This is a genomic window from Oceanospirillum beijerinckii DSM 7166 (assembly GCF_000422425.1).
GTDB lineage: Bacteria > Pseudomonadota > Gammaproteobacteria > Pseudomonadales > Halomonadaceae > Oceanospirillum > Oceanospirillum beijerinckii.
Genome location: NZ_AULT01000015.1, coordinates 73,004 through 97,574, shown reverse-complemented (window position 1 = coordinate 97,574; position 24,571 = coordinate 73,004). Strand labels below are relative to the sequence as shown.

22 protein-coding genes are annotated in these 24,571 nt (G+C 47.7%); 6 read left to right on the top strand and 16 right to left on the bottom strand.

All coding sequences use genetic code 11. The features are described 5' to 3' along the window. Nucleotides 1–193: 193 nt before the first annotated feature. Together H579_RS27695 and H579_RS0106615 are read left to right on the top strand one after the other, a co-directional pair. The gene (locus H579_RS27695; RefSeq protein ID WP_051227380.1) at nucleotides 194–1,861 is read left to right on the top strand and encodes a sensor domain-containing diguanylate cyclase; all 1,668 of its coding nucleotides are present in this window, start codon (nucleotides 194–196) and stop codon (nucleotides 1,859–1,861) included. A 285-nt stretch (nucleotides 1,862–2,146) separates the two neighbouring features. Beyond that, nucleotides 2,147–2,662 carry a hypothetical protein gene (locus tag H579_RS0106615; RefSeq protein ID WP_028300031.1) on the top strand — a complete coding sequence of 172 codons (516 nt, stop codon included), beginning with the start codon at nucleotides 2,147–2,149 and terminating at the stop codon, nucleotides 2,660–2,662. 78 nt (nucleotides 2,663–2,740) lie between these two features. On the opposite strand, the gene H579_RS0106610 is transcribed toward H579_RS0106615, so the two are convergent. Beyond that, a complete protein-coding gene (locus H579_RS0106610; protein WP_028300030.1) occupies nucleotides 2,741–2,926 on the bottom strand; it encodes a hypothetical protein in 186 nt (61 codons plus the stop codon). Nucleotides 2,927–3,331: 405 nt separating this feature from the next. Between H579_RS0106610 and H579_RS0106605 the strand changes: the two genes are divergently transcribed. Beyond that, nucleotides 3,332–3,796: a c-type cytochrome gene (locus tag H579_RS0106605; protein ID WP_051227379.1), complete on the top strand. Its 465-nt coding sequence runs from the start codon at nucleotides 3,332–3,334 to the stop codon at nucleotides 3,794–3,796. A gap of 151 nt (nucleotides 3,797–3,947) precedes the next feature. On the opposite strand, the gene H579_RS0106600 is transcribed toward H579_RS0106605, so the two are convergent. The 7 genes from H579_RS0106600 to metG all read right to left on the bottom strand — a co-directional run bounded on the left by H579_RS0106600 (nucleotide 3,948) and on the right by metG (nucleotide 13,162). Then, nucleotides 3,948–4,649 carry an electron transport complex subunit E gene (locus tag H579_RS0106600; RefSeq protein ID WP_028300028.1) on the bottom strand — a complete coding sequence of 234 codons (702 nt, stop codon included), beginning with the start codon at nucleotides 4,647–4,649 and terminating at the stop codon, nucleotides 3,948–3,950. Nucleotides 4,650–4,679: 30 nt separating this feature from the next. Beyond that, nucleotides 4,680–5,378 (bottom strand): electron transport complex subunit RsxG, encoded by a 699-nt coding sequence (rsxG, locus tag H579_RS0106595; RefSeq protein WP_084623993.1) that lies wholly within the window; start codon nucleotides 5,376–5,378, stop codon nucleotides 4,680–4,682. A 24-nt stretch (nucleotides 5,379–5,402) separates the two neighbouring features. Further along, a complete protein-coding gene (gene rsxD, locus H579_RS0106590; protein WP_028300026.1) occupies nucleotides 5,403–6,452 on the bottom strand; it encodes an electron transport complex subunit RsxD in 1,050 nt (349 codons plus the stop codon). 20 nt (nucleotides 6,453–6,472) lie between these two features. Then, nucleotides 6,473–9,277: an electron transport complex subunit RsxC gene (rsxC, locus tag H579_RS27690; protein WP_051227378.1), complete on the bottom strand. Its 2,805-nt coding sequence runs from the start codon at nucleotides 9,275–9,277 to the stop codon at nucleotides 6,473–6,475. Continuing rightward, nucleotides 9,277–9,885, bottom strand: coding sequence for an electron transport complex subunit RsxB (gene rsxB / locus H579_RS0106580; protein WP_028300025.1), 609 nt, complete (start codon nucleotides 9,883–9,885; stop codon nucleotides 9,277–9,279). Before rsxB ends, rsxC begins: the two co-directional genes overlap by 1 nt. A 138-nt stretch (nucleotides 9,886–10,023) precedes the next feature. Beyond that, the gene (gene rsxA / locus H579_RS0106575) at nucleotides 10,024–10,605 is read right to left on the bottom strand and encodes an electron transport complex subunit RsxA (RefSeq protein WP_028300024.1); all 582 of its coding nucleotides are present in this window, start codon (nucleotides 10,603–10,605) and stop codon (nucleotides 10,024–10,026) included. A 517-nt stretch (nucleotides 10,606–11,122) separates the two neighbouring features. After that, complete coding sequence (gene metG, locus H579_RS0106570; protein ID WP_028300023.1) at nucleotides 11,123–13,162, bottom strand: methionine--tRNA ligase; 2,040 nt, start codon at nucleotides 13,160–13,162, stop codon at nucleotides 11,123–11,125. A 244-nt stretch (nucleotides 13,163–13,406) separates the two neighbouring features. On the opposite strand from metG, the gene apbC reads away from it, so the two are divergent. Beyond that, complete coding sequence (gene apbC, locus H579_RS24540) at nucleotides 13,407–14,213, top strand: iron-sulfur cluster carrier protein ApbC (RefSeq protein ID WP_084623991.1); 807 nt, start codon at nucleotides 13,407–13,409, stop codon at nucleotides 14,211–14,213. A 203-nt stretch (nucleotides 14,214–14,416) separates the two neighbouring features. On the opposite strand, the gene H579_RS24535 is transcribed toward apbC, so the two are convergent. The 6 genes from H579_RS24535 to purM all read right to left on the bottom strand — a co-directional run bounded on the left by H579_RS24535 (nucleotide 14,417) and on the right by purM (nucleotide 19,635). Continuing rightward, a complete protein-coding gene (locus H579_RS24535) occupies nucleotides 14,417–15,244 on the bottom strand; it encodes a substrate-binding periplasmic protein (RefSeq protein WP_157834565.1) in 828 nt (275 codons plus the stop codon). Between the two features lie 220 nt (nucleotides 15,245–15,464). Further along, the gene (locus tag H579_RS0106555; protein ID WP_028300022.1) at nucleotides 15,465–16,079 is read right to left on the bottom strand and encodes a flavin reductase family protein; all 615 of its coding nucleotides are present in this window, start codon (nucleotides 16,077–16,079) and stop codon (nucleotides 15,465–15,467) included. Nucleotides 16,080–16,148: 69 nt separating this feature from the next. Beyond that, nucleotides 16,149–16,946, bottom strand: a complete 798-nt coding sequence (locus H579_RS0106550; protein WP_084623989.1) for a substrate-binding periplasmic protein — start codon at nucleotides 16,944–16,946, stop codon at nucleotides 16,149–16,151. Nucleotides 16,947–17,076: 130 nt separating this feature from the next. Continuing rightward, nucleotides 17,077–17,808 (bottom strand): DUF3108 domain-containing protein, encoded by a 732-nt coding sequence (locus H579_RS0106545; protein WP_028300020.1) that lies wholly within the window; start codon nucleotides 17,806–17,808, stop codon nucleotides 17,077–17,079. Between the two features lie 130 nt (nucleotides 17,809–17,938). After that, complete coding sequence (gene purN, locus H579_RS0106540; RefSeq protein ID WP_028300019.1) at nucleotides 17,939–18,583, bottom strand: phosphoribosylglycinamide formyltransferase; 645 nt, start codon at nucleotides 18,581–18,583, stop codon at nucleotides 17,939–17,941. 2 nt (nucleotides 18,584–18,585) lie between these two features. Then, nucleotides 18,586–19,635: a phosphoribosylformylglycinamidine cyclo-ligase gene (gene purM, locus H579_RS0106535; protein ID WP_028300018.1), complete on the bottom strand. Its 1,050-nt coding sequence runs from the start codon at nucleotides 19,633–19,635 to the stop codon at nucleotides 18,586–18,588. 251 nt (nucleotides 19,636–19,886) lie between these two features. Between purM and H579_RS0106530 the strand changes: the two genes are divergently transcribed. Both H579_RS0106530 and H579_RS0106525 read left to right on the top strand, forming a co-directional pair. Further along, nucleotides 19,887–21,035: a DUF2066 domain-containing protein gene (locus H579_RS0106530; RefSeq protein WP_028300017.1), complete on the top strand. Its 1,149-nt coding sequence runs from the start codon at nucleotides 19,887–19,889 to the stop codon at nucleotides 21,033–21,035. A gap of 23 nt (nucleotides 21,036–21,058) precedes the next feature. Then, nucleotides 21,059–22,102, top strand: coding sequence for an AI-2E family transporter (locus H579_RS0106525; protein ID WP_028300016.1), 1,044 nt, complete (start codon nucleotides 21,059–21,061; stop codon nucleotides 22,100–22,102). Between the two features lie 111 nt (nucleotides 22,103–22,213). On the opposite strand, the gene H579_RS24530 is transcribed toward H579_RS0106525, so the two are convergent. Together H579_RS24530 and H579_RS0106515 are read right to left on the bottom strand one after the other, a co-directional pair. After that, nucleotides 22,214–22,984: a 3',5'-cyclic-nucleotide phosphodiesterase gene (locus H579_RS24530; RefSeq protein WP_051227375.1), complete on the bottom strand. Its 771-nt coding sequence runs from the start codon at nucleotides 22,982–22,984 to the stop codon at nucleotides 22,214–22,216. An 11-nt stretch (nucleotides 22,985–22,995) separates the two neighbouring features. Next, a complete protein-coding gene (locus H579_RS0106515; RefSeq protein WP_211224676.1) occupies nucleotides 22,996–24,567 on the bottom strand; it encodes a GAF and HD-GYP domain-containing protein in 1,572 nt (523 codons plus the stop codon). Nucleotides 24,568–24,571: the final 4 nt, after the last annotated feature.

Below are 24,571 nucleotides of genomic sequence, written 5' to 3'. Positions count from 1 at the left end.
GCTGTATGACTTATAGCTGCATGATTTATAACAGTGGCGGTGCCAGCTGGAGCAATACTTTTTAGAGTAAAGCCTCATGAGCTGCTATGGTACACTTCCGTTATCAATCTGATGTTTGATCATTTATTTCGGCTTTGCCCTGTTGAGCGCGGGGGCATTAATAGTCTTAGCTGCTTAATAGCGGAGGATGGCAATGCCACGGCTCACTCGATTACCCGTTTTTCTGCTTGTTTCTGTTTTTTTATTACTGGCCGATGCGCTTTTTGTTGCCCTGAACTACTGGCAGGATAAGCAAGATCTGCAGACAACCCTGGAGCAGGAAGGTAAACGCCTGCAAACGGCGTTTGATGTCGCGAATGAGATGACCTTAGCTAATATGTCTCAACTAGCCACATTTGTGGCTAATGACCCAAGGGTAAGAGACACTTTCTCACAGGCTGTTGAGGCAGCAAAACAGGAGTCAGGTGCTACAGACGGTATTATGACCGATCACTATCGTACGCAACTCTACCGTATAGTTTCTCCCAGTTGGCACAAAATGACCGAAGATTATTACGTTCGTCAGCTGCATTTCCATTTTGGTCCGGGCTCGACCAGTTTTCTGCGTGTACATAAGCCAGAAAAGTTTGGCGACAATATGGATCAGTTGCGTTTTATGGTAGTGGATGTGAATCAGGACCATATACCTAGAACGGGCCTGGAGCTGGGTCGTGTCTATGCCGGGTTAAGAGGAATTGTCCCTGTCTTTGATAATAGTGGTACTCAGCATCTGGGGGCTTTGGAGGCGGGAACCTCTTATCAGGCAACCATTCAACTGCTCAGTGATGCGATTCAGGCGGATATTGCGATTCTGCTGAAAGAAGATCGTGTTGAGAGGGCCACCTGGAGTAGACCTGACGAAGCCATTAAAGCCGATTGCGGGTGTTTTGTTGAGGCCAGCTCAAGCGATAGCTTACGCTTAATCTTATCCACCAGACAGCACTTGAGTGACGATAGCCTTATTAATCAAGCCAAAACAGAGTTGGTTACGACACCAGAAGGGGCCTTTGCACTCACGTACTTTGGCATTCAGGATTACATCGGTCAGAAAGAAGACCGCTCCGAGCCTGTCGGTCAGGTATTAATCTGGCACGAGGCAGACTCATTGCTGGAAGATCTGAAACAGGATACCTGGCTGAATATTAGTGTCGCTTTTATCGGCTTTATCATTATTGAGTTTATCCTGTTCTATGCTATCCGTTATACCAATCGCCGTTTAACGCAAGAGGTTAAACGGCGTACCGCTGAAGTTGAGCTATTAAATGAGGAACTGTCTCATTTGGCTAATACAGATACCTTAACCGGGCTGTATAACCGGCGTTTTCTAATGCAACGTTTTGAGGAAGAGTTTAGTCGGGCTTCCCGAGAAAATTTACCATTGTCGATGATTATTCTGGATCTTGATCACTTCAAGCGAATCAATGATACCTATGGCCATACTTCAGGGGATCAGGTGCTTAGGTTGGTCGGTGCTTACCTAAAAAGACACAGCCGCAGCTATGACGTCGCAGCCCGGTATGGTGGTGAAGAGTTCTGTATGTTGCTGCCGAATACAGGGCAGCAGGACGCGTTGGATTATGCTCAACGCTTATGCAGGGGGTTTCCTGAGTATGTGCAGTTAGATGTTGGATCACATAAAGATGTTTGGCTGGATAAAAGAGTGCCGATTACTTGTAGTGTCGGCGTATGTGAGCGTAAACACAGTGATAGTGCAGAGCGCTTACTCAGTCTCGCAGACAGTGCACTATATGCAGCCAAACAGCAGGGGCGTGATAGGGTAGTGCTATATGATAAAAAAGATGTCTTAGACTCTGTCAATTAATATTGAGTCTTAACTTGACAGGGCTATATCTGTACTTTGAGCTGTTACACCGATATTTTTTAATATAGAGTCCATGTGCTCAAGATGGCTCCGCTGGGCAAAGTGAGAGTATTTCTTGTAGGGGCTGAGATCTATCGGTTTGCGACATATTTTGACAAATCGTGGCATAGCTGGTTTTCTCTATTATTGTGTTCAGTGCTTATTGAATACAATGATACGCTTAGAATATTGGTTGTAGGTATTTGGCAATAAAGAATAGTGTGCTGTCACAAAAAGGAGTTTTCCATGACAGAGCGAGTATATACTGAAAAAATGATCGACTTTATTCAGGAAATAGGGCTTGAAATAGAATTTGAGACTCTGCCTGAGAAAACTTTTTTACCGGGTATTTTGATTCGTGAGGGCAAGTTGGTTGTTGACCGGGATAAGCTAAAATACCCTGGTGATTTACTGCATGAGGCCGGCCACTTAGCGGTGATTCCAAAATCTCGCAGAGCAGAAACGGGAGCTTATGTCGGAGTGAACCCCGCAGAAGAGATGGCTGCAATTGCCTGGTCTTGGGCTGCTCTGAAGCATTTGGAGTTGTCACCGGAGATTGTATTCCATCCGAAGGGCTATAAAGGGGCGTCTCAGAATCTGATTGATCAGTTTTCTCAAGAGCATTATATAGGCTCACCGATCCTGCAATGGTTAGGATTATGTGATCATTCTGGTTTAGGGCAAATGCCAGAGAGCGGTGAAGTGGCCGATACCGTATTTCCTAAGATGAAAAAGTGGCTGGCAGACGAGTTACCTGTCTGAATACAGTATATGTTTGGATTATCCCTCTGCATGGGCTGTCCTGGTAGAGGGACAAGGGCAGCATCCATTTTGCCCCTTTTACTTCTCCGTTTCCATTTTCTCCTCCTGAGCTTTTTCATAACCTTTCCTGCTAATGGTAACAGTTTCCGCTGTATTGCCCGATGTACGTGGTGCTGCCTTAGGTGTTTCCATTCCGGTGCCAGTGGCATTTACCGATTTGTATTTATTGGATTTAAACATCTGAGAGGGGCTGGATATACGCATAATAATATCTCTTTCGTTAAGTTGTCAGCCAAGGCCGTGCCTTAAAGTCTATAGCCGTAAATAGTACAGCAAAAGGTAAGCCAGTCTGATGTTCACTTACACAAAAGCACGCTTACACAAAAGTGTTTCCGATATTTTTTGGATAACAGCTGAAAAATGAAACTACTTACTAAAAGAATCTTTTATGTGAGTACTTACTGGCATTTGAACTGCTGTAGTGGGTTGCGATAGTCAACGCGTTTAATTTGGGAGCTTCTGATCTTTATTAGTGACAAAGCCTAATGGTATATTTTTATGTATACGATCAATATAAGTTTTTTTTAATGTATCTGTTTTTGAATACTGCAACTACTGTTACCATAGCCCGATATTGATTTAACACCGTGATTTAACAGGATGTAAATAATGAAAACACTGCTAAAAATAGTTTCTTTTACTGCTCTGGCCTCTGCAATGGTTGCTCCTGTGGCACATGCCGAAAATTTCAAGGATGAAGTTGAAACCCGTAAGGCACACATGCAGGTTGTGAAGTATAACATGGGTGTATTGGCCGATATGGCTAAAGGTAAGCGGGAGTATGACTCAGCACTGGCAGATGCGGCTGCTAACAATATGCTGAACTTAGCCAGTATGAACAATATGGCTCTGTGGCCAAAGGGCTCTGATAATGAGTCGTTGGGCGATAAGACCAAGGCTAAGCCTGCAATCTGGGCTGCAGATTCTAAGGTGGGTGAGAAGCACCAGGCTTGGGCTGATGCATCTAAAAATATGGCTGCTGTAGCAGGACAAGGACTGGGTGATCTGCGTCAGGCGATGGGCCCGCTGGGTAAATCCTGTAAAGGTTGTCACTCAGACTATAAAGCGAAATAAGTTTCGCTTTTGAAGAAAAGCTGGATAAATCATCTGATCTCAGCGCCAGTATCCCTGTTGTAAAAAACAGCGATGGTTTGTGTTGAGCGTATAACAAAAAGGCCATTCATCTGAATGGCCTTTTTGTTTTTTTAACGCTTATGCGCTCTGTTTAACCCGTTACGCGCACCCGACGATCCACTTTCTCTTTAGGTTGATCATCTTTGTGTTTCTCTGCGCGATCTTTCAGCTGCTTATCAACAATATTCTTCACTGCGATCAGTAATCCCATACCAACAAAAGCACCTGGCGGCAGGATAGCAAACAGGAAACTGTAGTCATCGAAGACGACGATTTTCCAGTTCTCGGCCATAGGGCCAAACAGCAGCTGCATATTTTCAAATAGAGTGCCTTGACCAATCAGCTCACGCATCGCACCCAATAACACCAGTACTACGGTAAAGCCCAGTCCCATCATCAAGCCATCCACGACGGAAGGCAGAACGGGGTTCTTACTTGCAAAAGCATCGGCACGACCCAGGATCACACAGTTGGTAACGATCAGTGGGATAAAAATCCCCAAAATCTGATACAGCTCGTAAGTGAAGGCTTGCATCAGCAACTCGGTACAGGTTACGAAGCTGGCGATAATCATCACAAACGCTGGTAGACGCACCTGCTCTGGTACATAGTTACGGATCAGAGAGACCGATAGGTTAGAGCCGACCAGTACCAGAATAGAGGCGATACCCAGCCCCAGCGCATTGACGACGCTGCCGGTGACAGCCAGTAGCGGACATAGCCCCAGCAGCTGTACCAGTGCAGGGTTGTTGTGCCACAGGCCGTCCAGTGAGATTTCCTGATAACTTTTCATTGTCTTTTCTCTATCTCTATTCCGGCTATCTTATTGAGTGCTTTCAGGTGCCGGGATTTCCAGCAGAGTATCTTTGTGCTGACTAAAGTATTCCAGCACGTTGCGACTGAGGTTTACAACGGCTCTTGGGGTGATAGTCGCTCCGGTAAACTGGTCAATCACACCACCGTCTTTTTTCACTCTCAGCTTATCGGCTCCTGGGTTTTCCAGGGATAAACCACTCAGGCTATGAATCCAGGAAGATTTCTTGGTTTCAACTTTATCGCCCAACCCCGGTGTTTCCTTGTGATTAAGTACCCGTACGCCCGCCAGTTCACCATTGCGTTTTACTCCCACCAGCAGATCAATATTACCGCTGTAGCCATGTGGGGTGGAGACCGGGAAAAACAGCGCGATAATCTGATTGTCTTTACGGGCGATATGGATATTCACCGGCTCTTTATTGCCCAAAACCTCGCTGGGCTCTAACGTATAGGTATCCTTGATCAGATCATTATCCATTTCGCTGGCAGGTACCAGCTCAAACAGGCTTTGACTCTGAGCATGACGAATATTGTCACTGATCGCATCTTTGGTGCTGACCTGAGTGACTGCGATAACACCCGCAGTCACAATGGCAAACAGGCCAAGACCGATACTGCTGCGTTTAATCGACTCTGCCAGTGACAGGCTTGGCTCTTCTGGCTGATCGTCGGCGCTGTTATTCGCGGGGTTATTTGAATTGTGCATCTTTAATTCCTTAACCATTTACGATCAGGCATCGTGTTTAATGCCTTTGCGGGCTTTCTTATGACCAAAGCTGCGCGGCTGGGTGTAATAGTCGATAAAAGGTGCGGCAAAGTTCATTAGCAGCACGGAGAAAGCAACCGCATCCGGGTAGTTGCCCCAGGTACGAATCACATAGATCAGCACACCAATACCGGCACCAAACCACAGCTTACCTTTGTTACTGGTGGCTGCTGTCACTGGGTCAGTGGCGATAAAGAAAGCACCCAGCATGGTGGCACCAGAAAACAGGTGCACCATAGGGCTGGCGTAGTTGCTTGGATCACTGCCGTAGAACATCGCCGATAGCAGTGTCAGGCTACCCAGCATGGCGACAGGAATATGCCAGGTGAAGATCTTTTTCCATAGCAGGAAAAGACCGCCCACCATAAAACCCACGGAGGCAAAGGCCCAACCGCCCCAGACTTTTTCCGCAGCAAAGGCATCCAGGCGCCAATATTCGTCTGCCATCAGTTCGCCCTTGTGCTTAAAACCATCCAGAGGCGTGGCCATGGTAAAGGCATCCGCCACCTGTTGATGACCAGTAAATACCGCTTGCAGACTGGCAGACAGAGACACGGTATTACCGTTGAGCATCTCTGCAGGCATAACCCACTGAGTCATCTCTACTGGAAACGAGATCAGCAGTAGCGCATAAGCGACCATCGCCGGGTTAAACGGATTATTCCCCAGGCCACCATACAGCTGTTTGGCAATCACAATGGCGACAAAGCTGCCTGTGAGCACTAACCAGAAAGGGGCTAATGGCGGCAATGCCAGACCCAATAACACGCAGGTTAGCAGGGCGCTGTTGTCTTTTAATGCCGGTACCGGATTGCGCTTACGGGCCATCAGCACCAGGGCTTCAAAGACCAGACCAAACGCACTGGCCAGAATTACATTGATCAGGGAGCCCCAACCAAAGATCCATGTCAGTGCAGCCAAACCCGGTAGGGTGGCTAAAATCACATAACGCATCACCTGATGGGTGCTTAACGGGCGATGCAAGTGAGGCGATGAAACTCGAATAAACGCCATAACTCTTAATACCTTATTGACTAAACGGAAGCCGTATCGGCTTCGTTACCCTTGCTGACCGTGTTGTTGCCTTGTTCATCTCCGGTCAATTCGGCCATTTTCTGCTCTGCATCGGCAAACTTCTTCTGACAACGGGCAAGGGTTTGCTGCTGCTCGCTAATTGCATCCGCATCACCGCTTTGTTCCGCTTCAGCCAAAGCTTTTTCGGCTTTTTTCAGTGCGGTGCGTGTTGCTGCCAGAATAATCTTGGCCTGCTTGAGTGCTTTCCCTTTTGCGGCAGTATCTTCTTCAGACGGTGCTGAAGACGATGTTTTAGCATTTGTATCAGCAGCAGGTTTTGCCTCTGTCGCGTTGGCTTGCTGTTGCAGGTCTGCCAATTTATTAGCGGCTGCTTCTGCTTTCCCTTTGGCTGTCGTCAGGGCTTGCTCGCAGTTTTGAATCTCGCTGGCATCGCCAGATTCCTGAGCGGCAGTTAGCGCTTTCTCTGCCTTTTTAATAGCAGCCTTGCTAGCCGCAGCTGCGATCTTCGCTTGCTTCAGCGCTTTTTCCTGTTCGGCCTTTTGCTGTTCTGTCTGTTGTGCAAGAGCTGCAGCGTTACCAGCAGCTGCTGAAGGAGCAGCTGACGGTGGAGTATCTTGCAGTGCTTTTAGCTTATCAGCCGCTTTTTCAGCATTGGCTTTAGCCGTAGCAACCGCTTCCTCTTTCGCCTTGATATCTGCTTCATCACCTGCTTCCTGAGCCGTAACTAAGGCTTTTTCTGCTTTCTTAATGGCCGCTTTGCTGGCTGCAGCAGCGATCTTGGCTTGCTTCAGGGCTTTTTCATGTTCCGCTTTTTGCTGTTCTGCAAGAGCGGCTGAATTGTCAGTAGTAGGTGCTGTTGCGGTAGCCGATGGTGCGGGTGCGCTTTGCAGTGCTTTGAGCTTATCGGCGGCTTTGTCTGCATTAGCTTTAGCGGTAGCCAGATCAGCTTCTTTGGCTTTGATCTCAGCCTCATCACCGGCTTCCTGAGCCGTAGCTAATGCTTTTTCAGCTTTCTTTATGGCGGCTTTGCTGGCTGCAGCAGCAATCTTGGCCTGTTTCAGAGCCTTTTCACGCTCTTCAGACACCTGGCTGTTTGCCGGTGCTGCTGCAGACGAGGCAGAAGGTTTAGCTGTACCCAGTTTACTATCGATATCATTCAGTTTCTGCTGAGCCTGTTGCTGAGCTTGCTCCGGCTCGGCCAGATTATCTGCATTGGCTTCTTTGCCTTCGGCCAGTGCTTTATCGGCTTTCTTCAAAGCAACGGCAGCAGCGGCACGCTGAATCTTAAGCTTCTTCTGCTCAGCTTCATCAAGTGCAGGCGCAGAACTGGTTGCAGAGGCAGCAGTAGCCGCTGGTGCTGTTTTTGGTTTGGCTGAAGCGGCCATGCGTGCTTTACGTTTGGCCGCTTTTTCGGCTTCTTCACGTTCCAGGCGGGCCTGACGTTGTTCAAAGCGAATCTTAGCCCGTTCCGCTTTTTTCGCTTCCTCATCTTCGCGACGAATTTCCGCTTTAGCGTAACGGTAGTACTGTACCAGAGGAATATGGCTTGGGCAGACAAAGGCACAAGCACCGCACTCGATACAGTCGAAGAGATTAAACAGTTGAGCCTTTTCAAACTCCTGGGCTTTGGCAAACCAATGCAGCTGTTGCGGCAGCAATTCTGCCGGACAAGCCTGTTCACACATGCCACAGCGGATACATGGATTTTCCAGTTCAGGATCAGGAAACTCATCGTGAGTCGGTGCTAACAAACAGTTGGTGGTTTTCACTACAGGCAGTTCATCGCCCTGCAGTGAGAAGCCCATCATAGGGCCGCCCATCAGTAAACGACTGGCAGCTTTTTGGTCGAAGTCACCCAGCTCCAGTAGTTCATTGATTGGTGTACCTAAGCGAACAGTAAAGTTCTGGCGGCGATTAAAGGCGTTGCCCGTTAATGTTGTTACACGACTGATCAGCGGCTCCCCTTGGGTTATCGCCTTATAGATGGCAATGGTGGTGCCGACATTCTGACAGACTACTCCGATATCAGCGGGTAAACCGCCAGATGGGACTTCACGCCCAGTCAGAATCTGGATCAGCTGTTTTTCACCACCGGAAGGGTATTTGGTTGGAATAACCACCACTTCGATATGGGTGCCCTTAGCGGCATCCTGCAGCGCTTTGATCGCTTCAGGTTTATTGTCTTCAATACCGATCAAACAGCTACTTGGGTCAACCAGCTGGCAAAGAATCTTAGCGCCTGTGATCACCTGTTCAGGGTAGGTGCGCATCGCCATATCATCAGAGGTGATATAAGGCTCGCACTCAGCCGCGTTGATCACCAGGGTATCAATGGAATGACGTTCCCGGGTGCGCGCCTTGACTGCGGTAGGGAAGCCTGCGCCCCCCATACCGACAATACCGGCTGATGCGATCTTGTTTAGCAGCTGATCAACACTGGCGCTTTCCCAGTCAGCTAATGGCTCAAGTTCTACCCATTCATCCTGACCATCGGACTCGATGATAATACACTCATCGGTCATACCTGAGGCGTGAGGAATGGCGTGATCTTCAATTGCCACGACCGTACCGGAAATGGAGGCATGGATATTCGCACTGATAAAGCCGTCTGCTTTGGCTATCAGCTGGCCGGTTTTAACTTTTTCACCCACTAACACCACAGGTTCAGCGGGAGCGCCAATATGCTGCTGCAGGGGTAAAATTACCTTGTTCGGCAGAGGCGCATCCACGATCGGGAATTGTGTGGATTGATGTTTATTTTCTTCCGGGTGAATACCACCGTGGAAATCCCAGGTTTTACGCATCAGGCCTGACCTCCATCAGTAGCAAAGACCTGGGTGCTAAAGCGGGCATTGGGGCCTTCTGGCACCGGCCAGCTCCAGTTTTTAATGGTGGTTTCAACCGGTAGCATATCAATACAGTCAACAGGGCAGGGTTCGACACACAGGTCACAGCCTGTGCACTCTTTAGCGATAACGGTGTGCATCAGTTTGGTCGCACCGACAATGGCATCTACAGGACAGGCCTGAATACACTTGGTGCAACCGATACACTCATCTTCTCGAATATAGGCGACTTTTTTCACGCCGATATCTTCTAAATCAGCATCCAGTGGCATAGGGTCCCGACCCATCAGCTCGGCCAGGGCTTCCATGGTGCTTTCACCACCGGGAGGGCACTTGTTGATATCGTCGCCGTTGGCAATGGCTTCGGCATAAGGGCGACAGCCTGGATGACCACACTGACCACACTGCGTCTGTGGCAACAGGTTGTCGATCTGATCCACAATAGGGTTGCCTTCCACCTTAAAGCGGATGGAGGCATATCCGAGCATAGCGCCAAAAGCGCTGGCCAGAACCAGCAAGCCGATTACGGCGGCCAGTACAGGGTGATTAGTGAAAAATTCCGTCATTATCTTGCTCTTTAACTCTGCTGCGATCTGTGGTGCCAGTGCCGGATAGCAGTGGCTAGGCATGGCGACCAAGTTTTGTATCGATTCAGTAACTGATCGAAAAGCGTGCTTCGCTTGCTCTGGTCGTTAGCTCATATTTTAGAGCTGTACCAGGCCGCTAAAGCCCAGGAAAGCCAGAGACATCAGGCCCGCAGTAATCATGGCGATAGATGAGCCCTGAAACGGTGCCGGTACATCCGCTACGGCGATACGTTCACGCATGGCGGCAAACAGCACAAGCACCAGCGAGAAACCAATTGAGGTCCCAAAACCATAAATAGTGGCTTCAACAAAACCGCTATTGCGGTTCAGGCTTAAGAGCGCGACGCCCAAAACTGCACAGTTGGTGGTAATCAGCGGCAGGAAGATACCCAGCACCCGGTACAGCAGAGGGCTGGTTTTGCGTACCACCATTTCGGTAAATTGCACCACCACTGCGATCATCATGATAAAGGCGATGGTCTTCAGGTACTCAATACCCAGAGGTTCCAGAATAAAGTGATAAACCAGATAACTACTGGACGATGACAGTGTCAGTACGAAAGTGGTCGCCAGGGACATACCCATAGCGGATTCCAGCTTGTTGGATACACCCATAAAAGGGCATAAGCCGAGGAACTGCACCAGTACAAAGTTATTTACCAGGATGGTGCTGATTAACAGCAGTATGTATTCAGTCATCTGATTATCGATAATCTTGGGTCTAAATATATTAAGTATCAGCGGATAAACTTGGTTGATCTCGAAGTCGCACGCTGCATTTTACTCTTAAGTCCGGTAGCGTCCTGCGGCAATTTGTCGCATAAGGGCTGCCTCTCCCGGAGTTGTAGCCATTGGCGCAGATCTTTTGATGCTTGATCTGCTTACCAGTGTTCGCAATTGTATCAGTAGAAATGCATATTGCTCTGATGCAGGTCAGCCCAGATAAGCCGTCTTGTAAAAGCAGGCTGCTGTGACGGAGCGCTGAGCTATCTATCCACTATGGCGGATATTATCTTTTTTTCAATTATTCCATACAAGAAAAAAAGAAAGTGTTTTTATATGGTTTGGTTATAAGTAAGTGATAATGATTTTATAACACAGAATAAAAAACGGGGGCCTAAGCCCCCGTTTTTTACGGTGTTTTAACGCTTTTTCCCGGTGATCTGCGAACTCTATCGCAGTGCTTGGTCAAACCGCTAAATCCCAAACGTTAATCTTACTTAACGCGCATACCGTTAACTGCGCCTTCGTCTGGTGTCAGCAGGAAGATCTCTTCGCCACCAGGGCCTGCAGCCATCACCATGCCTTCGGACATGCCAAAACGCATCTTGCGAGGTTTCAGGTTGGCCACCATTACGGTTTGACGACCGACCAGATCTTCTGGCTTGTATGCCGACTTAATACCTGCAAAGACGTTGCGGGTTTCGCCGCCCAGATCCAGTGTCAGTTGGATCAGTTTGTCGGCACCTTTAACGTGATTGGCTTCAGTAATGGTCGCCACACGCAGATCCAGTTTGGCAAAATCGTCAAACTCGATTTCCGGGCTGATCGGATCGTCGGCCAGAGGGCCAGTTGTCGCAGGGCCTTGCTTCAGCTTCTCTTCTTCAGCTAAAACCTCTTTAGACGCTTCGATCATCGCTTCGATTTTATCGCTTTCGATACGGGTCATCAGGGGTTTGAACTTCTGAATCTCATGGTTCAACAGCAGTTCTTTACGTGAGTCCCAATCCAGGTTGTCCAGATTCAGGAACTCAGCGGCTTTAGCGGACAGATCTGGCAGAACCGGTGCCAGGTAGGTCACCAGCTGACGGAACAGGTTGATACCTACAGAGCAGATATCCAGCACTTCCTGCTCTTTGCCTTCCTCTTTCGCCAGGGCCCACGGGGCTTTATCGGCGATATATTGGTTGGCTTTGTCAGCGATTTCCATAATCAGGCGAATCGCACGGCCGAATTCACGGTTTTCGAAGTGCTCAGCAATCTGATCGCCCAGAGCAACGGCTTCGTCCAGCATTGCCTGCTCAGCGCAGTTGTCGGACAGCTTGCCACCGGATTTTTTCACAAAACCGGCACAACGGCTGGCGATGTTGACGACTTTACCGATTAGGTCAGAGTTTACACGGGCGGTAAAGTCTTCCAGGTTCAGGTCCAGATCTTCCGGACGGCTGGTCAGCTTGGCGGCGAAGTAGTAACGCAGGTATTCAGGATTCAGGAATTCTGCATAAGTCTGGGCCTTAATAAAGGTGCCACGAGACTTGGACATCTTCTGACCATTAACGGTCAGGAAGCCGTGAGCATTAACTGCTGTTGGCTTACGGAAGTTAGAACCTTCCAGCATGGCAGGCCAGAACAGCGCGTGGAAGTTGATTATGTCTTTACCGATAAAGTGGTACAGCTCGGCATCGGAGCCTTCTTTCCAGTAGTCATCAAACTCCAGATCGTCACGACGGTCACACAGGTTTTTGAAACTCGCCATATAACCGATCGGAGCATCCAGCCAGACGTAGAAGTATTTGCCCGGTGCGTCTGGAATCTCAAAACCGAAGTAAGGGGCATCACGGCTGATATCCCACTCCTGCAGACCCACTTCCAACCACTCTTTCAGTTTGTTGGCGATCTGCTCATGCAGGGTGCCGCTTTGGGTCCACTGCTCCAGCATCTCCTGGAAGTCAGGCAGTTTAAAGAAATAGTGTTCGGAGTCTTTTTCAACCGGCGTCGCACCAGAAATCGCAGACTTAGGATCGATCAGCTCTGCCGGGCTATAGGTTGCGCCGCAGGCTTCACAGTTATCACCGTACTGATCTTCCGCTTTACACTTAGGGCAGGTGCCCTTGATAAAACGATCGGCCAGGAACATACCTTTATCGGGATCGTACATCTGAGTGATACTGCGGGTGGCGATATGGCCTTTTTCACGCAGACGTTTGTAGATCAGCTCAGAAAACTCGCGGTTTTCCTCAGAATGCGTGGAGTAGTAGTTATCAAAGTTCACCAGAAACTTGGCAAAGTCCGCACGGTGTTCAGCGTTGACGTTGTCAATCAGCTGCTGAGAGGTAATGCCTTCCAGCTCGGCGCGCAGCATGATCGCAGTGCCGTGAGCATCGTCGGCGCAAACGTAGGAGCACATATGTCCACGTTGTTTCTGAAAACGAACCCAGATATCGGTCTGAATATATTCCAGCAGGTGGCCAAGGTGGATAGAGCCATTGGCATATGGCAGTGCGCTGGTCACAAGGATTTTACGTGCTGATGACATGGTGTCTCTTTACTGATCGAGGTTAAAGGATAACACTGAGCTGCATGGCCTTTCAGGTTTTTTCATGCAGATCATGCTAATCGCAAAATGAATCCGCTAACTATAGCGAGAGAGAGAATTTTTTTCACCCGTGATTATGCTTTTATCGGTATTTTTAATATGAGATTATTTCCTGAGTAATGTGCTGGGTTATTCTGTGTTAAGCTATAAGAAAATTTCTGCTTAGATGAAAGAGAGATAAAAGATGCTTGAATCGGTAAAAAATGTCATAGCAGTGGCTTCAGGTAAAGGTGGTGTGGGTAAATCCACGGTAACGGCTAACCTGGCGCTGGCGATGGCGCAGAAGGGCTTTAAAGTCGGTGTACTGGATGCGGATATCTATGGCCCTAGTCAGGCGTTAATGCTGGGTGTTGCTGATGGCGTACGCCCACAGATGAAAGATGAAACCACTTTCCTACCGATTGAAGCCCATGGCTTGTACACCATGTCGATGGCCTATCTGGTAACAGAAAAAACGCCAATGGTATGGCGTGGTCCTATGGTCAGTGGTGCTTTCCAGCAGATTCTGACTCAGACCGACTGGCCCGAGCTGGATTATCTGTTTATCGATATGCCACCGGGTACGGGTGATATTCAACTGACACTGGCGCAAAAGGTTCAGGTGGCTGGTGCGGTGATCGTGACAACGCCGCAGGATATTGCTCTGCTGGACGCTAAAAAAGGCGTTGAGATGTTCCGTAAAGTGAAAATTCCTGTGCTGGGTGTGGTCGAAAATATGAGTCTGCACACCTGCAGTAACTGTGGCCACTCTGAGCCGGTATTTGGTGAGGGTGGCGGTGATCGCATCGCTAAGGAGTACGATACCGTATTGCTGGGGCAGCTGCCGTTGGCGCTAAAAGTGCGTGAGCAGGCTGATAGTGGTACGCCATCTGTGATCGCAGACCCGGACGGTGATATTGCCGGTTTCTTCAGTCAGATTGGCGATAATATGATGCAGCAGCTAGGTGGCGCGGTACAAGTGACGCCCAATATCTCATTTAGCGATGATTGATACTTCTGGTCTCGGAGTCGAGAGATGATCAACCTGTCGGGCTTAAAGTTTTAACGTGTTTCTACGTGAAATTGACTTAGAAATTTGCATCTAAGTGCCTCTGTTTTTACGTGGCGAGCCGAAAAATGTACAAAAAACAGACAAGATAGGTGTTTTTCAAGAAAACCCGACAGGTTGCTAGGCTTTTGTTCTAAAACAGAAGCCTACTGACTTATGCTGTATTTGAGGTTTTCAGTATCACCTGGAATCAGTCGGCTCATATAATCTGCTAACAGCCTCTCAACATCGACTTTTTCTAAACCCTGGTTGTATATGTTGGCGAAGTGTTGTCCCTTTGGTGTGTCTTTGAAACAGATATATAGCGCTTTGCTTTCCAGTAGCTGCTTATTGGCTTGTAATAGGTATTTTGCTGATCTTAATTTTGGGTCGTTATTAACCAGATAGGAAAATACATATAGGTCCATAATGGCTGCTGGGATTCGATAGGCTGCAACCTTTTTGATATTAGTCTTGTCATCTGTTACAGCTTCGATCAGTTGCTGACCTGCTGCTACTCTTTGATCAAACTCCTCAGTATTAATATAATTTCGCACTGTGCCTATTACATACGGGTTGAGATCTGTGACTTCCTGCCAGCGGATAGGATGGTCTTTATGCTCGATTAAGCCCAGAGGGCTGTTAAACATCGCGTCGCTATAGATAAACTTCTGTGCCGTTTGGCTGGAGTAATATTCAGGAAAATAACCGCTGTAGCGGCTATTGTTGGATCGAGTAGCATCAATAGTTCGCGCCCAGGGGTAAAAGTCAACTTTAAGCTGATACCCCATGGCGGAGAAGGCGGCTTTGGCGATAAATACTGCTGCACCACCGTCGGGTAGTTGCTGACTGCTATAGGGTGGCCACTCGAGTGTTGAGAGATAGATCGTTTGTTCAGAGGTGTTGCTCTTTGGCTGGATAGGGGGTTTTTGCTGATTTACTGGTTGAGCAAGCACGGTTAAGGAAGAGAAAGAGAGTGTAACACTTGCTAACACAAGTAAAACTATTATGTTTGTTTTAATACTGCTTAAGCCGGGTAGTGGCTTAAACAGTTGGGCTGAGCTCTGGCTGAGGTGCTGCTTTGGCTTTTTGTTTGAATTTAGTCTTGGTTGAATCGATGTTGCCAGCATAAGACCTCCAGAGCATTAGTATCTATATGATGTTCACGCTTATTCGTACTCAACTCTCTTTAATAGCAGGGGTTGTCGTCGGTAATTACTTGGGCCGTTCGATTTTAAAAACCTCACCTAAGCTGGCATATTCGCCCCCACCTAAGCGTGCTAAAGCATCGACAGCTGTGGCATCAATGTTAATACGGTTGTTTTCTTCTTTTATGACACATTCATCTTGAATGAAGAACTCTTTAATTTCACAGTAGATGACAGCTTGCTTGTTGGGCCCTAGTTCGTGCAATTCATAAAGTTCCGCCAGCATCGCAATAGGTGCATCCTGCAAGCGGGGTAGTGGCCAGCCCTCTTCCTGTACGAGAGGGTGATCAATATGTTCCAGTTCAGAGTCACCATACTCCAGTGTGCGGGCACTTTCGGTGACTTCAGCGGCTTGCGCGGTATTTGGAATATGAATCACCAGTTGCTTTGTGTTCAGGATATTGCTGCGGGTATCTTTTAATGACCCATCAGGCTTTTTGCCCATGGATAGCATCACTAAAGGTGGTTCGCTGCTTAGGGCGTTGAAATAGGAGAAGGGGGCCAGGTTGTAACCTGGTCCTTTGTTTGCAGTCAGCACCCAGGCTACAGGGCGGGGGATGATGCTCTGAGTCATCAGGTGATATACATTGTTGGCGCTAAGTGCTGAAATATCGATGCGCATGAGGTGTCCTTTTGCGGTGTTCTTTTTACGGTGTTGTGCTGTCAAAATTGCCACAACAGGTTGAGTGATTCAGCGATAGTATTTCTGTTCGATCTCGTTTTGAAAACCCTGCTGTAATACTTTCTCGATATTGCTGTTAAGTCGCTCCAGTTCAGAGCGCCATGCAGGGTTCTTGGAGAGCCCGATATAAAGTGGTGTATGGCTATCTGGGGTAAAGGGTGCTTTTATAAAGGATTGTTTCCATTGGCTATGAGTCAGCTCATAATCGGCCTGACAGTCAGTGCCGATATAGGTGTCGATTCGTTGTGCGGCCAATAGTTGCAGTAGCACATGCTCTTGCGTCATCTGTGTCTTTTGCAGGGTATCATTGCTATCGAAATCTGGATAGTAGGCGGAGCCTCTGACCATACCTATATTCAGCCTGGAGAGGTCTTGCTGATTTTTCAGAATGTGCTCTTCACCTCGGCGTAAGTAAAAGCGTGGAGAGCAGCGATAGTAAGCGGGATTGGTGTACTCAATATAAACGGCTCTTGCTTCCCGCCAGGCTAATCCACTCATTGCATCAATCTGACCTGAGCGCATCATATCCAGGCAGCGTTTCCAAGGACAGCGAATATATTCAATTTTAAAATTCATGGCTTGAGAAAGCTTCTGCCAGAGATCGTCATCAATACCTGAAATATTATTTTGTGTGACGAAGCGGAAAGGTGGCCAGGCATCGGTGCCAATCAGTATTTTTTCGGGCTGAGCATTAGTGTGAGAGCTAATTAATAACAGAGGCACTATTGACGCTGCTGTCAAGGCCGTGGTGTTGAGTCGTACGGTTAACGGCAAAAAAGGAGATGCAGTCTCTTGTTGTTTAGTCATAACAGGTTACCTTTCGCAGTGTGCCTGTATGAGTTTAGTAGATGTTTTTTAAATACTTCTAATTAAATTAGTGTGGCGCAAAAGTGAGCTGGCACAGCGCGGGCTATGCCATTAAGCGCAAACCATGCCATTAAAAGCCCTTTACTTCTTTGCCATCAAGGGTGGCTCGGTCCAGAAAAATAGGCTTCTCTTTGTCTTTTCTGCGTACTGGTTCAACGCGTAACAGCAAGTTATCCCAGTCTGTCGCAACCCATATCAGATGTTGTACATCGCGCTGTTTATGGCGGATGCTCTCCAGCTTTGTGGTATTAAGTTTCCCCATTGGGGTTTTCAGTACTTCCGGGCCGATAACCCGAAAGATAAGGTCTTTAACTTTGCCGCCATCGGCTACTCTGTAGTGAAACTCTTTTTGCTGAGGGTGAGTTATCAGATCATAACGTAGCTTTAATTGATAGCTGATCAAATCTAAGGCATCAGCAGGAATGTCCATCTTCCAGGGCTTGCCATCAATGTCGTTAGTGACTTTCAGCTGGTCCCAATGAAAGTAAATAGACCGGTCTTTGACTTTGCCAAACACTTTTTGATATCGACGATAGTGCTGAGGTTTCAGTTGTTGCTCGTCATCAATAAGAAAGGTGCTGGTCTGGCTAAGACGGGCAAACCAGTTTTTAGCACGGAAATCCAACACCCAGGAGCCATCACTTTGTTGTTGAAGGCTACGCTTGCCTTCAACATCTAAGGTTGTCAGGCCCAGATCATAGCTGGTGTGATAGTAGCCAACAAAGGGTTTAAGGGATAGTTCGGCATATGCAGAAGGCATTGTACTGATCAGAATAAGCAGGGTGATCAAAGGTTTCAGCATAGACCATACTCCGATGGATAATGCCCAAACAAAAGCTGAGACTTGCCTTGTTGATCCGCCGAAAAATAACAGCTTAATCCGGTGGTGGCTGAACCTGTTTAGGCTGGCTTTTGTTTGGGGAATTTAGATATTAGGATTCTAGCAGAGGTATATTATCCAATAATGACACACCATCCAAATAAGGAGTGTTGTCTTTCAGTTGGATACGACCTTCCATGAACCACTTTACTGCAATTGGGTAAATTTTATGTTCCTGTACGAGCACCCGGGCAGCCAGGGTATCAGGGGTATCATCTGTTTCTACCGGTACGCTGGCCTGGATAAATACAGGCCCGCCATCCAGCTCTTCTGTCACAAAGTGTACGCTGGCGCCGTGGCGGAGATCGGAGGCTTCAATAGCACGTTTATGCGTATGCAAACCCTGATATTTCGGCAGCAGAGAAGGATGAATATTGATCAGGCGTCCCGCATATCGCTGTACAAATGCAGGCGTCAGGATACGCATAAAGCCTGCCAGTACAACCAGGTCTGGTTCATATGAATCGATTTTCCGAATCAGGCTGAGATCAAAACTGTCGCGACTGGCAAACTCTTTATGATCCAGTATCTCAGTTGGGATGCCTGCGTCACTGGCACGTTGCAAACCTTTTGCTTCTGCTTTATTACTGATGACAGCGGAGATCTGGCCGGGGATATCCCCGGCCTTCACTGCATCAATAATGGCTTGCAGATTGCTGCCGCTGCCAGAAATCAGAACAACAATAGAGCCGCTCATGATTACTTCAGGCCCTCAAGTTGCACTCGCTCTTCACCTTCAACAGCAGTATCAATACGGCCGATCTGCCAGGTGATTTCACCTTCTGCATTCAGCAGTTCAATGGCTTGCTCCGCCTTGTCCTGATCAACAACGATAATCATGCCAACACCACAGTTCAGGGTGCGGTACATTTCGTACTCTTCTACGTTGCCGCCACGCTGGATCCAGTTGAATACTTCCGGACGATTCCAGCTATTCAGATTCACAACCGCTTTAGCATTTTCAGGCAGCACGCGTGGGAGGTTTTCCTGTAGGCCACCACCGGTGATGTGAGAAATTGCATGCACTGGCAGGGTTTCAATCAGCTTCAGTACGGGTTTGACATAGATGCGGGTCGGAGCCAGCAGGGCATCGGCCAGAGGTTGACCATCGACTTCTTCATTCAGATCGGCACCGGTCACTTCAATGATCTTACGGATCAGAGAGTAGCCGTTAGAGTGTGGTCCGCTGGATGCCAGGCCAATCAGTGCCTGGCCCGGTTGAACCGTGCTGCCATCAATTACTTCGCTCTTTTCAGCTACACCCACGCAGAAACCAGCCAGATCGTAGTCTTCACCTTCATACATGCCCGGCATTTCGGCTGTTTCACCGCCGACCAGAGCGGCACCTGCTTGCAGGCAGCCTTCACCGATACCTGCAACAACGTCTGCTGCGATATCAACGTTCAGTTTGCCTGTCGCGTAGTAGTCCAGGAAGAACAGTGGCTCGGCACCACAAACCACCAGATCGTTAACACACATGGCGACCAGATCAATGCCGATGGTGTCATGTTTATTCAGATCCATCGCCAGACGCAGTTTGGTACCTACACCGTCGGTGCCGGAAACCAGAACAGGCTCGCGGTAGCGGGTAGGTAACTCGCATAATGCACCAAAGCCACCCAGGCCACCCAGAACTTCTGGACGACGGGTACGCTTAGCGGTGCCCTTGATACGGTCTACCAGTGCGTTACCTGCATCAATATCAACGCCTGCATCTTTATAACTGATCGATTTTTTATCGGTGCTCATGAAGGATCCTGTGAACTAAAGGATTACTATTAATCAGCGGCGGATTGTACCCTACCGAGGCACAGTTATAAATGGCTCCGTTCCATCAAAGCGGTATAAGAGGGGGATATATTGTTTTTGCTGATGAGTGATTACATGCTGATAGGCTTTTCTAAGGCTAATTTATGCTTGCTCCACTGATTCTGCCTGTGATCCTAAGCGTATTAGGGTAGAATAATTTTTTATTTTTACGGCAGATACAAGGGGTGTCGATGTTTGCTGTCTTTTTTCGAGGGTTGATGGGGGTTGCTGTCAGTATGCTGCTGGCAATGCAGGTGATGGCTGCTCAAGTGAGTGGTCTCTTTGAGAGTGAGCGTCTGGTGGTGGATCAATCACCAGAGGCAAGAGCTACCGAAGTGACTCTTGGTCTGGCAGAGGTGCTGGTTAAGGTTTCTGGTCACGAAGAAACTCTTCAGTCGGAGCCTATTCAGGCTATGCTGGTTCAGGCTGAACAGTATCTTGTTCAGTTTTCATATCAGGACAACCCTTTGGCTGAGGTTGAACTCAGTGCCGAGAGTGAGACGGTTTCTGGTACAGCTGGGGTAAGCAATGCAAGCCAGGAAGGTGAAGGGGCTGACGGCTTGCCAAAACGTTATCGCCTGACTATGCAGTTTGATAGTGCCAGTGTGATGCAGGTGTTAAACCAGGCTCAGCAGGCTGTTTGGGGGACAAATAGACCATCGGTTTTGATCTGGTTGGCCATAGAGGGTGGTAACCGACGTTTTATTGTGAACAGTGATGATAATCCTCTATTAACTGAGCTGCTGGAGTCTTCGGCTGAGCGTCGTGGTGTGCCCGTTACACTGCCGTTGATGGATCTGAAAGATGAGCAATTGATCACGGTGAGCGATATTTGGGGGCAGTTTGGTGATCGTATCTCCGCTGCTTCCGTGCGCTATTCTGCAGATGCGACTTATACCGGTCGCTTTTATAAAGATGGTAAAGGTAAGTGGCAGGCGCGTTGGTTGCTTCGGATTGGTAAAGAGCGCAAAACGATAGCCCTCAATAATGCTCGCTTAGACGGTTTGTTCAGAGATTCTGTCGATGTGCTGGCTGAGGAACTGGCAAATAAATATGCAGTGGTTAACAAGCTCGGTAAAGCCGGTGAGTATCGTTTTGCAGTTAAAGGAGTCGAATCCGTTGAGGGGTATGCTCGCTTGAATCGCTACCTGAATAGTTTGCAGGTTGTAGAGCGTGTTGAAGTCACGCGTTTGGATGATGCGGCTATTGGTTATAAGGTGGTTCTGAAGGGCAACTCTGACCAGTTTTTGTCTGTGCTGAAGTTGGACTCTTTCCTGAGATTGGATGAATCCTCTATGGTGAACAGTGAAGTCAACTTCTTCTGGCAAAGTCAGCGATAGTATCGAAGTTAGGGACGAGATTTATGTCACCCACGCAGCAAAAGATTATCCTTGCGGTGCTACTGGTCAGCAGTGTTCTGATCTATCTGCTACAGCCTATTTTGATGCCATTTCTGGCGGGCATGCTGTTTGCCTATATTGGGGATCCTATCGCTGATTGGCTCGAGGCTAAAGGGTTTTCCCGTCGTGTTTCCGTTATTATTGTATTCTTCTGTTTAACCGTTGCTGTGGTCGGTTTTCTGTTGTTCCTGATCCCTTTGTTGGGAACGCAGTTAGAGCATATTCGTGAGTTTCTGCCGATATTTATCGATTGGTTTCGTTTGCAGGTCGTGCCTTTTTTTGCCTCGTACACCAATATGGATGTTGAGGCGTTGCAGTTGGATAATCTGCAAAAAGCGCTGTCTGGACATCTAAAACAGGTTGGTTCTGTTGCTGGTGTTTTGATTCGTGAGCTGGGGCAGTCAGGTATGGCATTGGTGAGTTTAGTTATCAATCTGGGGCTTATACCCGTGGTAACTTTCTATTTGCTGCTGGATTGGGATCATCTGAAGATAAAGATTCTGCATCTATTTCCTCGTCGCTATCAGCCCAAAGTTGAAGAGCTTGCTATAGAGTGTGATGAGGTATTGGCCGCCTTTATTAAAGGCCAGTTGATGGTGATGTTAGCTTTGAGTTTGGTTTATTCAACGGGGTTGTGGTTGGTTGGGCTTAAGCTGGCATTGCTGGTAGGGGTTGTTGCAGGTCTGGCGAGTATTGTGCCTTATTTAGGGCCGATTATAGGTATTGGTGCAGGTTTGTTGGCGGGGTGGTTTCAGTTTGGTGATTGGCTTCCTCTGGTCTTGATCGCCGGTGTGTTTATTGCCGGTCAGCTGTTGGAGAGTTTTGTTTTCACTCCTATGTTGGTGGGAGACAAGATCGGTCTGCACCCAGTAACCGTTATTTTTGCGATTATGGCGGGTGGTCAGTTATTTGGATTTACCGGAGTGTTAATAGCGTTGCCGGTAGCGGCTGTGATTATGGTTTTTCTGCGTCATCTGCATGATTACTATAAGGATAGTGAAATCTGATTATGGCTTGCTCTGTTAACTGATTATATCTGCAAGTTTTTTCTTGTATTTGGCCCTATTGCAATCAACTAGGCGAATACCTGTTTTGTTGTTATAGGGCTGTTATTCTGTCTAGTCGATAAAGATACTGTCACCGCTTTTAATGCAAGTGAGCTGGTAGTCTTTCAGGTCCTTATGCAAGTCTTCTGAAATCTGAATTTCCAGACCAGGCTTTATATGGGAGATCAGTAAGTGAGGTTTGTGTTTTAGTTTTTTCAGATCCTCTCCCAGGCTTTGTGGTGTATAGTGTTTTGCTAACTTGCCCAGGTTGTGCATGCTATTGGGGTAGCCTGCCTCTATCATCAAGGCTTCTAAGCTGTCTTTTTTATTTAGCGCATCCCATAGCGTGTCATTGGTCGATGTGTCGCCGCTAAAGGCAAAACTTTTATTGTGTTTGTTCGTCACAATAAAGCCGATGCCCGGCACAATGTGATCCACGGGCACAACTTCTACGCTACGGTCACCGATGGTTTTAATTTCATAAGGCTTGACCTCATTAAACTGCATTACAGGCTTTTCTTTGCTGGGAAGCTCAGAGAAATCAGGCCAGATGATCCAGTTGAAAATATGGTCTTTCAGGGCTTGTATCGTTTCTTTCAGGCCATAAACCTGAATCGGTTCTTTGATCTGGCTGAAAATACTATCCACTAAAAAAGGTAGGAACGCGACATGGTCAAGGTGTGAGTGAGAGATAAATATATGGCGTATTTTCCCCATTTGTTGTAGCTGAAGATCTCCAACACCGCTACCGGCATCAAGTAGGATATCATCATCCACCAAAATGGAGGTGGTACGATTTCCGGGGCCAATACCACCGCTGCAGCCAAGAATCGAAATCCACATGATTGTTATCCTTATTGCTCTGTGCCTGTTTGATGTTGCATTCCTGGCAGAGTGTTATGATCAACCGTGTCAATCTGCTCTGGGCTCAGGAATTTATCAGCATACTGTTGGTAAACTCTGGATTCGACAAATAATTTAAATATGTCCGGGTCCAGATGATTGTCTTCAACCATGCGTCCCATGATCGTCAGTGTCTGTGTTAAGGACATAGGTTTTTTGTAAGGCCTATCCGATGAGGTGAGGGCTTCAAAAACATCTGCTACGGCCATAATACGTGCAGGTATAGACATTTCGTCTCTGGTCAGTCCCCTCGGATAGCCTCGGCCGTCCATGCGCTCATGGTGTCCTCCGGCATATTCAGGGACATTGCGCAGATGTTTTGGGAAGGGCAGTCTTTCCAGCATGCGAATAGTTAATGTCATGTGATTGTTGATGATATCTCTTTCTTCAAGAGTAATAGTGCCTCGGCGAATCGTCAGGTTTTTCAGTTCATCATCAGTGATAATAGGTCGTTTTTGTCCTGTACCATCTGTCCAGGTGAGCTCGGCTAAAGATTCAACTCTTGCGACCTGTTCATCAGCCATAAACTCACCGCCCGTGTTGCATTTTCTGACATAGGCTAAGTCTTCCATTAGCGAATTGGCTAGTCTCTCATAATGGTCGATGATGGATGTGTGATCTGTTTCACCTTTTTCAAAAGCGGCGATACGCTGCTTCAACATGGTGATCTCCATATCTCGACGCAGTATTTCAAATCGGGCGGCTACCAATTCGATTCGGTCATGAATAGTTTCCAGTTTGGTTGCTTTTTCAACAACATGTACGGGAGTGGTTATTTTGCCGCAGTCATGTAGCCAGGATGCAACCTTTAATTCATAGCGGTCAGCATCAGTCATGGAAAACTCATTGAAGTAGTCCATCTCGCTTAGGTGGGCTGCTTCTGCGATCATCATTGTTGCTTCAGGCACGCGGCGGCAGTGATTGCCTGTGTGCGGTGACTTTTCATCGATTGCTGTTGCGATGAGTTTGATAAAGGCATCAAATAGATTTTGCAGTTCATCAACCAGGCGTTTATTGGTCAGTGCTACGGCAGCCTGAGAGGCAAGAGATTCGGCCAGGTGCTGATCTTCTTCCGAGAAGGCAATTACTTCACTGGTATCTTTGTCTACTTTATTCAGTAGTTGCAGGACGGCGATGATATCGTTCTCATGGTTTTTCATGGGAACGGTTAAAAAAGATTTAGAACGATAGCCTGTTGCGGCATCAAATTGACGGGTGCCTGAGAAATCGAAATCTGTTACTTCGTAAGCATCCTGGATATTGATGGTTTGTCCGCTGATGGCTGCATAAGCGGCAATCATCTGGGTGTTGGGTGTACCATCTTCCAGGTAAAGATTAAGAGGATTGAAGTTGCCGCCGATGGGTTGGCCGGTTTTTCCTCCTAAGTGAATGCCAAGTGATAACGTGCGGACAATCTTAAATTCTAAAGTCCTATCGTTATCATTATATAGATAGAGAGTGCCGCCATCGGCTCCAGTCAGTTCTTTTGCATTGACCAGGATGCGTTCCAGCAGGCTATCCATATCA